The organism is Peptoniphilus lacrimalis DSM 7455 (assembly GCF_000378725.1).
In the GTDB taxonomy this organism is placed as follows: Bacteria; Bacillota; Clostridia; order Tissierellales; family Peptoniphilaceae; genus Peptoniphilus_A; species Peptoniphilus_A lacrimalis.
The window spans coordinates 139,332-153,800 of the sequence record NZ_KB900367.1 but is presented as its reverse complement, the minus strand read 5'-3'; the positions used below and the strand labels follow the sequence as shown (position 1 = coordinate 153,800).

Below are 14,469 nucleotides of genomic sequence, written 5' to 3'. Positions count from 1 at the left end.
ATCACCTAAAATCTCTTATAATCTACTACATTCATAACAAAAATTGTAGCTCCACCCACTTTAACTTCAACAGGTACAGGAATCATTGCTTGTCCTGGAATATTAATAGGTGCTATTGTTTTATTTACTATACGGGTTTTTGAATTTTCTTCCATAATTTTCATAAATTTAGGATACACATCTTCCTCAACACCTGACAAAAGAGTAGTATTTCCAGCCTTTAAAAAACCACCTGTTGAAGAAATTTTAGTTACTCTAAAACCCTCTTCATTTAATCTCTGAATTAAATTTTCACTATCAACATCTTGAACAATTGAAATAATCAGTTTCATTTCAAACCTCCTACATTGTCAAGTACCTCTAGGGTATCTGAAAAAACTTTATCTATGCTTTGCCATGCGTCTATAAAATAATAATTATCTTTTTTTTGCAAATTTTTGTAAAAATCACGGACTTTGTTATGAAAATCATCTCCTGCCCTCTCTAGTCTGTCAGCATTTTCTAATTTTCTTGCTAAAGTTTCTTCCTTATTTAAAAATATAAAAACTATATCTGGCTCAAGACCCATAGTTGCATATTCGTTTATGGCTTTTATGTGGTCTAAATTTTGATTTCTTCCAATACCTTGATAGGCAAGAGAAGATAAGACAAATCTTTCACACAAAACTACCTTACCACTTTTTAAGGCAGGTTTAATTTTTTCTTCTACGTGTTGAGCTCGACTAGCTGCATAAAGTAGGGCTTCACACCTATAATCCATTTCCCTATATGAGTTATTTAAAATAATATCTCTTATAGCTTCAGAAATTCTAGTGCCACCAGGCTCTCTGGTTTTTATAACTTCTATATTTCTTTTTAATAATTCTTCATAAATGAGATTTGCTATGGTGGACTTTCCTACACCATCAGCACCCTCAAAAGTTACAAATAGACTCATCAACTACCTCTATTTTTCCTTGATTAATCCCTACAACTTCAATACCTTCATCTAAATTATTTAATATTATATCAATAATTTCTTTTGTAATCCTCTCACCATAACTTATAATAGGAATTCCCGGTGGATAAAAAGCTACATTATTTGCTGAAATCATTCCACAGGAATCTTTTAAATTTTTATAAATTGACGGACTGTCAAAAGCTTTTCTAGGAGAGATTATTCTTTTACTTGTAGGAAATTTAAGCTTAGCGATTTTTTTATACTCTCCATTTCTAAGAGATAAAATAACATCTATAAATTTTCTCAATTCACAAATTTCTGTCAAGGGAGAAAATATAGCTAAAGCATAATATAAATCCCCCATCTCTAACCTAATATTATATTCTAAATGGAATTTTTTTACAATTTCAATACCGCTCAAAATAGGCAGTCTGAAAAGAAATTTCATAGTATCATATGAAGCTATAGTAGAATCATTAATATTATAACTCATAATGCCCGTATCTTTACTTATTTTGTCTAATTCTTTTCGTAAAATTTCTAATTTTTTATAACCTTCTTTAACCATATAGTCTATTCCTTCTTCTTGGGATATTAGAAACAAATATGATGGTGAAGTTGTGGTATAAATATTTATAACTTTTTTCAGTTTATCAACATCAACCCTATCGTTATTTACATGCAATAAAGCTGTTTGAGTTAAGGATGGTATAGTTTTGTGAGTGGAGTTAATAACTATATCTGCACCTGAAAAATTAGCACAAAATTCTTTCATATGAGAAAAATATAAATGACTTCCATGGGCTTCATCAATAATTACATAAACATTGTGTGAGTGACAAAGTCTTACAATTTCTTTTAACTTTAATATGCCACCATAATAATTGGGGCTTACAAAAATTGCAAGTTGAATTGAATTTTCTTCTAAAATATTTTTTAAATTTTCGAGTTCGATTCCTAAAAATAGGGCATTTTCCTCATCATATTTTGTATTTATATAAATGGGATTTAGATCATTAATTATTATGGAATTCATAACAGACTTGTGAGTATTTCTCTGCACAAGAATATTATCTTTTCTTTTAGCAAGGGTTGATATTGCAATATTTATAGCTCCTGATGAACCGTTTGGAATATAAAATGAGTATTTAGATGAGAAAATTTCACTTACTTCTTCTTGGGACTTTTTTATTGCTCCTTGAGGGTTTAAAAGATTATCCGTATCAAGAAATTCCGTCAAGTCCCTTTTAATGTCAAGGTCAAAATATTTTTTACCCTTGTGAGCCGGCATACCAAAAGCATAGTCATTTTTATATTTGTCAACGGATTCTTCTATATATTTTCTCATATGGCATAAACTTGGCAGGAATCTAATACATCAAGTGCTGCTTTGTGTTTTTCTTTATTAAGACCCGCACACAAATCTTTATAAATTAAAAGTTCAATTTCGGGAAGAAAAGCCTTAATTAATAAAGCATTAGAAACTACACATATATCAGTACAAACACCTGTAAAATAAATCTTTCCTATATCTTCTCTTTTATCTAAGTCAACTAAATATTTAACAAGATCCTTAGAACCAAAAGTATTTTTCTCAAAAAATTTCCCGTGATTGAAATTTTTACAAGCCTTAAATTCATCAATAATTTCATGACCCCAAGTATTTTTAATACAATGTTTTATCGGCAAATTTCTGCCTTCTTGACTTTGTAAATAATTTTTATCATGAGTATCAAGTGTATAAATCACTTGACCTTCAAAATTTTCTATCTTTTCTTTTAATTTATCAACAATTTCTAATGCCTCTTTTGTATTTAAAGTTTCCTTAACAAAATCATTTTGCATATCAATTACAAGTAAAATATCCATAAAAAACTCCTTTTTTCTAATTATACTATATTGTTAAATTTTATTCTTAATTAAAAAAATTAAAAATATTTAAAAATTTAACAATTTCTTAATAAAAATTTTAAGATTATTGTGTACAATATAAAGAGTGAAAATTATTAGAGGGAAGAATGAAAAATATTACTTACAATTCTAAAGAAAAACTGATAAAAGAAATAAAATTTTTAGAAGAAAATACCCGTTTTAAAAATAACAAGAATTTTATACAGCATGGGACTACAAGTATATATGACCATGTTATTAAAGTTGCCTGGCAGGCAATTTATATTAGTGAAAAATATAAATTAAGGGTGGATTTAGATTCACTTATAAGGGGAGCTTTACTTCACGATTATTTTTTGTATGATTGGCATAAACCACATAAATATAGACATATTCATGGCTTTACTCATCCTTATACTGCCTATAAGAATGCAACAAGTGAACTAAAGCTTAATAAAATTGAAAAGGATATAATAATTAAGCATATGTTTCCATTAACAGTAATTCCACCAAGGTATTTAGAATCCTGGGTGGTTAGTTTAGCAGATAAAATTGTAACTGTTAGAGAAACTTTAAATCCTAAAGAAAATAATTATTATCTATTGGAGGCTGATATAAGTTGACTTTTATAAAAATATATATTTGTTTTTTTATATATTCTATAATAGGTTGGATTTGGGAATCATTTTTATGCTCATCAGTAGAATTAAAAAAATTAGTAAATAGAGGATTTTTTCTTGGACCTTACTGTCCTATATATGGACTTGGTGCCACTCTATCCTATTTACTCTTAAGAGATATAGGCTCCGCTACACTTATATTTATTTTGGCTTCAATAGTTTCTTGTACTATTGAATATATTGTTGGCTATATTTTAGAAAAAATGTTCAAAGATAGATGGTGGAATTACGACAATTATCCCTTCCAACTTCATGGAAGAGTGTGCCTTTATGGCTTAGTGATTTTTGGCTTGGCAAACGTAGTAATAATAAAATTTTCTACACCTTTTTTGATGTTTTCCCTATCAGTAATTAAGGATTCAATCTTAATTGGTCTTGCTATTTCCATAAGCCTTGTATCCTTTGTTGATTTGATAATTACAATATCAGCAAGGAAAAAACTCAACAAAAGACTTTCAAATATTCATGAAAGATTGGAAGAAAAGGCAGATATTTATTTTGAAAATATGACTAACAGTTCTGCTTTTTCTAATGAATATTTATTAGAAAGAGGAAAGATTCTAAGAAATAAGGCTATGAATATTAACGAAAAATTAAAGACAACTGAAGATAATATAAAATCTTATAGAGATGAATATTTTTCTTAATGAAGATTTTAATTAAAATATAAAACTGACCTTAAAGTTAAATTAAAAACTTAAGGTCAGTTTTTTAAATCATATTTAATTTATAATTTTCTTTATTTTTAAAACTCTACAGATTAATCTTCTTTGTAAAGTTTTCCAGCTATTGGACCTGAATCAAGAGTATAAATTTTTTCAATTTCTATAATAACACAAGCTTTTTTAGGAGCTACTCCCACTTTTTCTTTAGCAAGATTCATATGTTCATCATCTGTATAGCTTGTAGCTTTTCCCACAAAACGATAGCCGTGATTATTTTCTCTATCAGCAAAGGCCACTGCAATTTTCCCATTTTCTTTTATGTTATTAAAATGCTTTCCGCCTGTATTTTCGCAAAAGATTAAATGATTTTCATCTAAATATCTCATTGTACGTTTTGGTCCAATGTTAGGATTTGAATCCCCATCAACTGTAGCAACATAAGCTAATTCTTTTGCTATTATTTTTTTCATATCTTCATTTATTTTCATAATACACTCCTTAAAAAAATAATCTTTTTATAAATATACTTCCTAATGATATTATATATCACTAATATTATACCACTTTTTTTCTCAATTAATTTAATTATTTCTATATCTATTAATTTTCTTTTCTTATTGTTAAAATATATGAGGGGGTGATATTTTGCAAAATTTTCACGGGGCTAATTTATTTGAAATTGCCCAAAAAAATCATGTTGATATAAATGAAATTATGGATTTTTCTTCCAACATAAATCCTTTAAGCCCCAGTCCAAGGGCTTTAAAATTTTTAAAGGAAAATCTGGATTTAATAAGGACTTATCCTGACCCGTCCTACAATAATTTGAAAAATTCTATATCATCTTATGTCCATTGTCATAAGGACCATATAATATTAGGCTTAGGAGCTACGGAACTTTTAATTAACTTTATAAATATAATAGATCCAAAAAAATCTCTTATCTTATCACCTTCATATAGTGAGTATGAAAATAATCTCAGAAATATCGGAAGTCAAATTTATTATTATCAGCTTAATTTCGATAATAATTTTAAAATATCATGCGATTATATAATTGATTTTATAAATAAAAATAACATTGAACTTTTTGTATTTTCTAATCCCAATAACCCTACTGGTTCTATTCTCACTAATACTGAGATTAAAAAGATATTAAATAAAACTAAAGCTTATATAATTGTTGATGAAACTTATATTGAATTTACTGACATGGATATTTATTCCTGTACAAACTTAATTTCTTCTTTTGATAGGTTAATAGTAACAAGAGGAACTTCAAAATTTTTTGGTATTCCAGGACTTAGGCTTGGTTATTCATTAAATTCTAATGTTGAAATAATTGAAAAATTCAAGAAAAACCAAGTGCTTTGGCAAATAAATATTTGTGCAGATATAATGGGTCAAGAAATGTTTAAGGATAAGGAATATATTGAAAGGGTCTTTAAATATATTACAGACCAAAGGCTAAAATTAACTGATGAAATCAAAAAAATCAATAATTTGATGCCTATAGAATCTAAGGGCAACTTTATTTTGGTAAAAGTTTTGAAAGGAACTAATAAAATTATTGTTGAGAAATTAAAAAAAGACCTTATATTTGTAAGAGATTGCTCAAATTTTAAGGGACTTGATGATACATATTTCAGATTTTGTATCTTAGATACCAAGTCCAATGAAATTTTTATTAAAAAACTAAAGGATATTAAATTATGAAAAAACTTTTGAGATATTTTATAATTTTTAGTGTTCTATTTTCCTTTATATTTGTAAATGCAGGAGTTAATAATTCTTATCTTAATGATAATCTACCTATAAAATCAGAAAATTATTACACTAAAAAAGCTAAAATAAAAAATAATATAAAATTAAGCTACTGGGCTCTTTATGATATTAATGACAGCCAATTTTACGGCATATTTCCTTTTGAAAGAAATAAAGAAAATATGGATTTCACAAAAAATTTGACCCTTGACGATGCTAAATACTTATATAAAAATACAAAAGACAAGTTAAATTCTCTTAATATAAATACAAACGATAAAGAATTTAACTTCAAAAATCTAAATAGGAATGAAGTTATCTCTTCAATTTTATTCCTTGTCAATAAAGACGAAAGCTTCAGGCAAAAATTTTTCTATGGTTTACAAGATAAAGATTATTTAAATAAAAAAATCTCACTTCAAGAAAGTATCTGCCTATATACAAGGGCTTGTAAAGAAATCATAGGTGAAGAAAATAAAGAATCTCAAGGATATTTTTATAAAGTTGAGAAAGGAAATAATAAAATATATCTTTTAGGCTCAATTCACTTAGGCATAAAGGAAATGTATCCCATTAGGTCTGAAATCATAAAGGCTTTAAATGAAAGTAAAGAAATCTATTTTGAAATTGATCCAACAGATCCTGAACTTTCAAAAATTTATAAGACAAATATGTACTATGACTCTAAGGGTAATTTGGAAAATGATCTGGGTCAAACATACAATAGGCTTCTACCTCTTCTTTTACAAAGAGGCATACCTAAAGAAAGAATAAATAAAATAAGACCTTGGGCTATATATAATATGCTTTCTTTAGATGATAAAAATATTTATGGGTCAAGCTACGGTATAGAAAATTATTTTTCTAACCTTGCCCTTATTAATAATATTCCCATTAAAGAATTGGAAAGTGCAAGATTTCAGGCAAAGCTCTTAAAAAATTTTGACACTGATATGTACGCATCAATGATTGAAGATTTAATTTCTGAAATCGAAATTAACGGATACAAAAATATTAATCAAAGTCTATATCTTACACAAAAGGATTGGATAGATGGAAATACAAAAAACCTTAAGGCTCTAACTGAAGATGACGGTTATTCACAAGCTCAAATTTCCTTTGACAAAGCACTTTTAGATAAAAGAGATATTGACATGGCAAAAAAAATTGATAAGCTTTTGAAGGAAGAAAACAACAAGACTATATTCGTTGTTGTAGGTGCCGCCCATTTAGTCCCCCAAACTTCTGCAAGAGGTATCTTGGAAGATATGGGCTACAAAGTTATTAAATTATAAAAAATTCACCCCTAAATTATTTTAGGAGTGATTTTTTTTATTTCATAGAAGAACTACATCCGCATTCTTTGTTGTTATTTTCGCTCTTAGAATTATTTTCTTTTGCTTCTTTATTTTCCATTGATTTTTGACATTTTTTGCAGTGAGGACATTCTTTTTCACCCTTATCGTTTAATTTACATTGGCAAGTACATCCCTTTTCTTTATCTCCACTGCAAGTGCAAGTTTTTTCTCCACAACAACAGCATTTCTTTTCTTCAGTTTTTAATTCAACTATTTTCTTTTCATTATTAAAATCAATTTTTACTCCTACAAGTTCAGCTAAATCTCTTATAGGCAGATAATTATTATCCATAATATTTGCAGTTTGAACTTTAACTTCTTTGTTGTCTAATAAAACTATTTGTTCAGAAAAAATTGCCTTAGCGCTTGCTTCTTTATTTTCTTTTAAATCTTTGTCTGTTTTGTTGTAAGCTTTTCCGCTTTCAATAACTACGGCTTTTTTTTGCTTATCAAAAGAAATATCAAACTTTTTATTAGTTTTAGATAAAATAGCAGCAAAATCACGCAATTTTACATAATTTTTTCCTTGGATAATATATGCTGGTATTTGAACTTCTTCACCATCTAACTGAATCTTTTGTGGTGTTTTTTGTGCAACTTGTTTTTCTGTTCCAGCAAAAATTGTGCAAGGAATAAGTACAGTAAAAATTAAAAGAAATGATAATATTTTTTTCATAGTTTCCTCCTAAAATTTCAAATATTTTTACTAGGATATTATAAAGCCATCTTTAATAATATTCAATAGTTTTTGAAAATAATTATCATTTATTTTTTTGTAAATAAAAAAGAAATTTAGAATTAATCTAAAATTTCTTTTAAATGGTCTATGGATGTTTTGTTGGTTGTATCATAATATAAGGGACTAACTGTTGCATAACCCTGATTCAAATAATATATATCTGAATCTTTATCTCTTTTAAGTTCTTCTGGAAATCCTTTGAGCTTTAAATTATACTCATTTCCTTCTGAACTTATATCATAAATACTCATGACATCTCTTCCTACTTTTGCAACTTTTATTCCTTTTATTTCATCATAATTTAAAAAAGGCACGTTTAGATTATAAACCTGTAAGATATTTTCATCTTTAATCTTATCAAAAAGTTCCATGGAAATTTTTGCTGCCGACTGATAATTTACTTGACCTTTTACATAGGATGCTGATACAGCAACTGATTTTATATTAAATAAATTAGCTTCTATGGCAGAAGAAACTGTTCCTGAATAAAGAACATTGGTCGCTGCATTATAACCAGAATTTATGCCAGAAAAACAATAATCAAATTTTTTGTCGCACAGATGAACTGCTGCTCTAACACAATCTGCTGGCGTTCCAAAAACCGAAAAAGCTTTTACCCCCTTAAGAGAATCGAGTTCTATATTTTGTACAACTAGAGGAGTTTTAAAAGTTATGGCATGGCTTTTGCCTGAATTTTCCACGTTGGGAGCTGCAATTGTAACTTGATGGCCCTTATCTATTAAGGTCTTGGCTAGAGTCCTTATTCCCTCTGCCATGATTCCATCATCATTTGTGACTAATATGTTCATAAAACCTCCTATAAGTCATAGACTTTTCCTGCCTCGTATCTTGGTGCTACATCTAAGGTGTAGTCCACATCTCTAATAATATATTTTGAATTTAAATATTGTTCATTTGTTTTAGCTGCAATTTCCGGATTATTATTTTCATTAGAAAGATGGCCTAAAACAACAATTTCTTGATTTTTAGATAAAAGTTTTTCTAAAACTTCTGCACAATTTTCATTGGAAAGATGCCCCTTTGTAGACATGATTCTTTTCTTGCTAGCCCAGGTGTATCTTCCGTTTATCAACATATCTACATCGTGATTTGATTCCAAATAATATAGGGATGAGCCTTTCATACTTTCAAAAGCATTTGAATTTACCCAACCTGTATCTGTTAAAAGAGATATCTTTTTGTTACCCATGATTACAAATCCGCAACCTTTTTGACAATCATGAAAGGTATCAAAAGCTTTTATTTTTAAATCTTTAAAATTAAAAGCCCTGTTGTTTTCAAAAATATAAATATTTTCAGAATTTATTTTTTTTACCACAGGTGTCATCGCTTGGGCAGTTTCTATGTTAGAAAAAACTTTTATATTGTATCTTCTAGACAAAACTCCCACTGAAGTTACATGGTCCCTGTGTTCGTGAGTTACAAGAATGGCATCAATAGTAGATGGATCTATGCCACGAGATTTAAGATTATTTTCAATTTTCTTGCCTGAAAGTCCGGCATCTATTAAAATTCTTGTATTTTTATACTCAACAAATTGACAATTTCCGCTTGAGCCGCTGGCAATTGATATATATCTCATAACTACCTCCACTGATAAATTCTATCATATTAGGAAATTATTGTTAAGCTAGAAAGTATCAATTACTATATTATCTCCATCTGAAAATTCTATTTTCCATGCAGGAATGGCTCTACCTTGCAAGGCTTTTGTTATATCTTCAATATATCCTTGGTCTTCTGGATTAAAATAATAACATGGGACTATTCTTTTTACAATTTTCCCATAAGATTCTTCCTTATCAATAAGAGCAAGTAAAGCCCTTGGTGCTGATGATAATCTAAACTTTGCTTTTGATTTTTTTAAAACATTTAGCCACAATCTATCCATACTTACAACGCCTCTATTATCTATTACAAAATTTGTGTAAGAGGATTCCAAAGAGTTTTTCTCAAATATTTTGGAATAATTGAGATAGTACTTACCCTCATCAAAATAAGAATATGAAAGTTCCATGTCATCAATATTGTAGTTATTATTAAGCATAAAATTTTCACATATTTTTTGGGCCTTTTTTAAGGAATCAACATCATAAATTTTTACTTTTGCGGAATTTTCATAAAAAATTCTCCTGTAATTAAATAAATTTATATGCTCGTTGTTGTAATTAATCTCAATTCTGTCAGTAGAAGGATGGGTAATTATTCCTAAACTGTCAAAAAATCTTCTGTTTAAAGATTGTTCATCGTAAGACTCAAATTCAACTAAAAGTGAAGAGAGTCTGGGGTGTTTTTTTGGAATTTTACAATCAATTTCTATTTCAAAATTTGCAAGTATATCCTTAGTGTTTGCTATAGAATATTTTGACAACGATAAATCTCTGGTATTAGAATAAGATACCAAAAGAATTATTGATAGTATCAGGTTTGTTATTATAAGAGCTATTATTAAAATTGTTTTTGATTTTTTCCAATCCATAATATCACCTTATTAATATTAATTTACCAAGACTAATATCAAAATAATATTTCTTGCCATTAATTAAAAGTTCGTAGGCAAGTTTTAGCTTAGATGAATCTGTTGTGCTTTCATTTATATATACTATAGAAAGATTATTTAATAAATTTAAGATATCTTCAGTTTTTTCTTGAGGAAAAATTTTCAGATTTCGATCAATTATAGTTTTTATATCTAAAACTTTTACCCTCAATTCATTATAAGATGGGTCATCAGCTCTTTTAAAATAGTATTCTCTATAAAATTTAACATGATTTGAAAATACATCCATCTCAATGAAAGAATTATCCTTGGAATTTAAAACTAGATTCTTGCCTGATTCTCTCAAGTTAAAGAAAAACTTATAACCTAAAGAGCCCTTATATTCTATTGGATTTGTGCTGTCTAAATAAACATTAGATGTCATGCCGGAATTTCTTGATAAAAATTCAAGGGCTGTTATTATTGATGTATATAAGTTCCTATCAGTAACATTAAATTCTTCCTCATTGGAGTATTCCACAATTCCATTCTTATTAAAGGATATATATTTATTTTCATAAATGTATGAAGTTTTTTCGCTCTGTTTAATTTCCTTTATATAATCAAGATCTGTTTGTAAATATCTTACCGCTAAATTATTTCTTATATCATCTGTCAAGGCATCTGTTGCTATATTATAATAAATTTTTTGAGTTTTTATGAAATCAGAATCAGGAATTAAGGTATCCTTATAAATTCCATACCTTTCAAAAAAGTTTATATATCTTGTTCCTAAATTTTTTGCATTATCAATGAGTCTATTCATTTTTAAATTTGTTTTTAAGCCCAATAATTTATAAAAATTATTGGATGCGCAAAGATAAACATCATTATCATCAGATATATATATGGAATTTATTGATAAATTAATATTATTATCCTTTTTATTTTCCCCAATAAGATTAATTAATATTGATGCAGAAATGGGGGATGAAAATTTAAAAACTAAAGATTTTTTGTTCTGTAAGTTTAGATAGGTTTTTTCATCTATCATTATAAGATTTTCAGAACTTGCATTTTCAAGAATTTCCGAGATGTCAGATGAATATAATTTCCAATAATCCTTGAAATTTCTTAAAACATAATGTTCTCTATATCCTAAATTTACAACAAGCATTGAAGGCATAAATACATCCATAGATGCATCCTCAGATTTAAAGACTAAATCTTCCACCTTATTGGGCATAGAAAAACTAATCCATAAAAATCCCGCTTGAATAAGTAATAAAATTATTAATAGCAAAAGAACCAAGTTTATAAAAAAATCTCTCTTATTTAAATTCATAATAATCACCAGCTGGGAAGAACAATTCCACATCAGTTCCCACATTTAAAGTTGAGGATATTTTTATGCTTCCTCCTAGGGATTTAATCATCTCATTTGCAATAGATAGACCTAATCCAGTACCTCCCATTTCACGAGATCTTCCCTTTTCGACCCTATAAAATCTTTCAAAAATCATCGGCAAATCTTCTTTGGGTATTCCTATACCATTATCTTTTACTGAAATTTTTACAAAATTATTTTTACCATTTTTATAATTTTCGGCAGCAATTAAAATCTTACCGCCTTCTTTTGTGTATTTTAAAGCGTTAGAAATTATATTAATTAAAATTTGACTGGCACCATGCCTATCTGAATATATGGTTCTTATTTTTATTGGAACGTCTATAGAAATATTATGAGATTTTTGTGAAATTAATAAACTTTGACTTTCCACAGCTTCTTCAATAAATTCATAACAATCAAAGCTTTCTTTATTTAAGTGTTCTTTTTTGTAATCAATATTAGAAAGAACAAGAAGATCTGAAACTAATCTTGCCATCCTTGCGTTTTCTCTTTCTATTACCTTTAAAAAATGATCTATATCTTCTCCAGCAACTCCATTTAATAAAGTTTCTGTGTATGAGCCTATAGTTGTAATTGGTGTCTTTAATTCATGGCTAACATTAGCTACAAATTCTTTTCTCAAAATGTCTAATCTGTGCTCCTTATTTATATCTGATAAAACTATGATTAGCCCTTCATTTTCCTTTAAATCTGACTTATAGGGAGCATATTTTAACTTATAAAAATGATTTTTTATTTCTGCAAGCACTTCTCCCTGTAAACTTTTTTCAATATCGTAATTGATATCTTTTAAACCAATTTTCTTAAGATTAATTTGAGTATTAATCCTGCTATCATCAAGAGATAAAAGGTTTTTAGCTATACTATTAGCATGAATAAGTTTATTTGTCCTGTCAACAGCTATAACTCCTTCAGCCATATAATTAAATATGGTGTTGAGTTTTGACCTTTCCAAATCATTTTTTGCAATAGTATTTTTTAATTCATCGGTCAAATAATTAAACATATTACCAAGTTGACCAATTTCATCATTACTTTTTACATCAACTCTTTGATCAAAATTTCCCTTAGCCATTTCACGAGCTTTTCTTGTAACATCTCTTATTGGTGTTGTTATAGAATTTGCAATAAAATAACCAAGAATTGAAGTGATCAAAAGGGAAATAACAGTAGCATAAGAAATAATAATTTTTGCTTCGCCAATTAATTCATAAATAGAATTTAAATTTTCTGTCATATAAACTATAGCTATAACATTTCCCTCATTAGATAAAATTGGGCTTGCAATATGTTTACTGTAAAGATTTTGCGATTTATTTAAAACGATTCTTTCTTCCTCTCTACCTTTAGAGGCATCTGTTAGAAGAGAAGATTCCAAAAATGCTAAAGAATATGCACTTTTTCCCCTTAAATTCTCATCAGAATTTAGTGATGTAGAAATTACTTTAGGATTGTCACCACTAGATAAGATATAAACATTTTGACCAGAAGTTAAGCCCCAATTTTTTAAATTCTTATCAAGAAAAATATAATTATCTTCACCACCCTTAATGGTGGCAGAAACAGCCGTAGAAATTGATGATATTGTTTTTTTCATATTCTCTTCGACTTTTTCTCTTTGTATAACTTCAAGCCTTTGTATGATAAAAGAACCTACAATAGACATACAGATAAGCACAAGAACAAAATATATTAATACAAATCTGAATTTAATACTTTGAAAAGTATTTTTGAGCATTATTTAACCTCTCCGTCAAAATAATATCCTACTCCTCTTTTTGTAAGAATATACTTATAATCTTTAGAGGTATCTTCAACTTTTTCACGCAAACGTCTAATTGTTACATCAACAGTTCTTATATCTCCATAATATTCATACTCCCAAACTTTTTCTAAAAGTTCTTCACGAGAAAAAACTACACCTGGATTAGAGGATAAAAATTTTAAAAGTTCAAATTCTCTCAAAGTTAAGTCAATAATTTTACCGTTTTTCTTAACTTCATATTTATTTATATCTATTTCAAGTTCACCCACTGTTATTATTTCATCTTCAGAGCCTTCTTCTTCAGTCGGTGGACCAAATCTTCTTAATACAGCCTTTACCCTAGCTATAAGTTCTCTTATAGAAAAAGGTTTAACAACATAATCATCTGCACCAAGTTCAAGACCTAAAACTTTATCTACTTCATCTTCACGAGCTGTAAGCATAATAACAGGCGTTTTATGTGACTTTCTTATTTCTTTTAAAGTATCAAAACCATTTAATTTAGGCATCATAATGTCAAGTAAAATCAAAGAATAAGTATTATCCTTTACAAAATTCAAAGCTTCTAAGCCGTCTTTAGCAATATCAACGCCGTAACCTTCACGTTCAAAATTAAATTTTATAATATCGGCTATTGCTTGCTCATCATCAACTACAAGTATTTTTATATCCATTAAATCACCTACTTCCTATTATAACATATAAGATTGAGAAAATTATTTAAGAAAATTCCATAAAAAAAGAGCCTTAAGGCTCT

The 14,469-nt window shown here is 27.9% G+C and carries 16 protein-coding genes; 4 read left to right on the top strand and 12 right to left on the bottom strand.

The window, feature by feature from the left end:
* Positions 1-5: 5 nt before the first annotated feature.
* From F594_RS0100760 to F594_RS0100745, 4 genes are read right to left on the bottom strand one after another with little or no spacing between them, the layout of a single operon-like run.
* Positions 6-332: a cyclic-di-AMP receptor gene (locus F594_RS0100760; protein WP_004824239.1), complete on the bottom strand. Its 327-nt coding sequence runs from the start codon at positions 330-332 to the stop codon at positions 6-8.
* Positions 329-937, bottom strand: a complete 609-nt coding sequence (tmk, locus tag F594_RS0100755; RefSeq protein WP_009345679.1) for a dTMP kinase — start codon at positions 935-937, stop codon at positions 329-331. The genes F594_RS0100760 and tmk overlap by 4 nt, the downstream gene beginning before the upstream one ends.
* Positions 915-2,288, bottom strand: a complete 1,374-nt coding sequence (locus tag F594_RS0100750; protein WP_019034209.1) for an aminotransferase class I/II-fold pyridoxal phosphate-dependent enzyme — start codon at positions 2,286-2,288, stop codon at positions 915-917. Before F594_RS0100750 ends, tmk begins: the two co-directional genes overlap by 23 nt.
* Positions 2,285-2,809, bottom strand: a complete 525-nt coding sequence (locus tag F594_RS0100745) for a cysteine hydrolase family protein (RefSeq protein ID WP_009345671.1) — start codon at positions 2,807-2,809, stop codon at positions 2,285-2,287. Before F594_RS0100745 ends, F594_RS0100750 begins: the two co-directional genes overlap by 4 nt.
* Positions 2,810-2,958: 149 nt before the next feature.
* Between F594_RS0100745 and F594_RS0100740 the strand changes: the two genes are divergently transcribed.
* Positions 2,959-3,453, top strand: a complete 495-nt coding sequence (locus F594_RS0100740) for an HD domain-containing protein (protein ID WP_009345674.1) — start codon at positions 2,959-2,961, stop codon at positions 3,451-3,453.
* The gene (locus F594_RS0100735; RefSeq protein ID WP_019034208.1) at positions 3,450-4,157 is read left to right on the top strand and encodes a putative ABC transporter permease; all 708 of its coding nucleotides are present in this window, start codon (positions 3,450-3,452) and stop codon (positions 4,155-4,157) included. The genes F594_RS0100740 and F594_RS0100735 overlap by 4 nt, the downstream gene beginning before the upstream one ends.
* Before the next feature lie 113 nt (positions 4,158-4,270).
* Here F594_RS0100735 and F594_RS0100730 read toward each other — a convergent pair whose 3' ends face one another.
* A complete protein-coding gene (locus F594_RS0100730) occupies positions 4,271-4,663 on the bottom strand; it encodes a pyridoxamine 5'-phosphate oxidase family protein (RefSeq protein ID WP_019034207.1) in 393 nt (130 codons plus the stop codon).
* Positions 4,664-4,820: 157 nt separating this feature from the next.
* On the opposite strand from F594_RS0100730, the gene F594_RS0100725 reads away from it, so the two are divergent.
* The gene (locus F594_RS0100725) at positions 4,821-5,891 is read left to right on the top strand and encodes a pyridoxal phosphate-dependent aminotransferase (protein WP_019034206.1); all 1,071 of its coding nucleotides are present in this window, start codon (positions 4,821-4,823) and stop codon (positions 5,889-5,891) included.
* Positions 5,888-7,234, top strand: a complete 1,347-nt coding sequence (locus tag F594_RS0100720; RefSeq protein WP_019034205.1) for a TraB/GumN family protein — start codon at positions 5,888-5,890, stop codon at positions 7,232-7,234. Before F594_RS0100725 ends, F594_RS0100720 begins: the two co-directional genes overlap by 4 nt.
* A gap of 37 nt (positions 7,235-7,271) precedes the next feature.
* On the opposite strand, the gene F594_RS0100715 is transcribed toward F594_RS0100720, so the two are convergent.
* The 7 genes from F594_RS0100715 to F594_RS0100685 form a co-directional block, all read right to left on the bottom strand.
* Positions 7,272-7,973: a stalk domain-containing protein gene (locus F594_RS0100715; protein ID WP_019034204.1), complete on the bottom strand. Its 702-nt coding sequence runs from the start codon at positions 7,971-7,973 to the stop codon at positions 7,272-7,274.
* 122 nt (positions 7,974-8,095) lie between these two features.
* The gene (surE, locus tag F594_RS0100710) at positions 8,096-8,845 is read right to left on the bottom strand and encodes a 5'/3'-nucleotidase SurE (RefSeq protein ID WP_019034203.1); all 750 of its coding nucleotides are present in this window, start codon (positions 8,843-8,845) and stop codon (positions 8,096-8,098) included.
* Between the two features lie 8 nt (positions 8,846-8,853).
* On the bottom strand, positions 8,854-9,639 hold the full coding sequence (locus F594_RS0100705) for an MBL fold metallo-hydrolase (protein ID WP_009345665.1): 786 nt from the start codon (positions 9,637-9,639) through the stop codon (positions 8,854-8,856).
* 48 nt (positions 9,640-9,687) lie between these two features.
* A complete protein-coding gene (locus F594_RS0100700) occupies positions 9,688-10,536 on the bottom strand; it encodes a two-component system regulatory protein YycI (RefSeq protein WP_019034202.1) in 849 nt (282 codons plus the stop codon).
* Positions 10,537-10,540: 4 nt separating this feature from the next.
* The gene (locus tag F594_RS0100695; RefSeq protein ID WP_019034201.1) at positions 10,541-11,881 is read right to left on the bottom strand and encodes a hypothetical protein; all 1,341 of its coding nucleotides are present in this window, start codon (positions 11,879-11,881) and stop codon (positions 10,541-10,543) included.
* Positions 11,868-13,685, bottom strand: coding sequence for a HAMP domain-containing sensor histidine kinase (locus F594_RS0100690; protein ID WP_019034200.1), 1,818 nt, complete (start codon positions 13,683-13,685; stop codon positions 11,868-11,870). The genes F594_RS0100695 and F594_RS0100690 overlap by 14 nt, the downstream gene beginning before the upstream one ends.
* A complete protein-coding gene (locus tag F594_RS0100685; protein ID WP_004824365.1) occupies positions 13,685-14,386 on the bottom strand; it encodes a response regulator in 702 nt (233 codons plus the stop codon). The genes F594_RS0100690 and F594_RS0100685 overlap by 1 nt, the downstream gene beginning before the upstream one ends.
* Positions 14,387-14,469 lie beyond the last annotated feature (83 nt).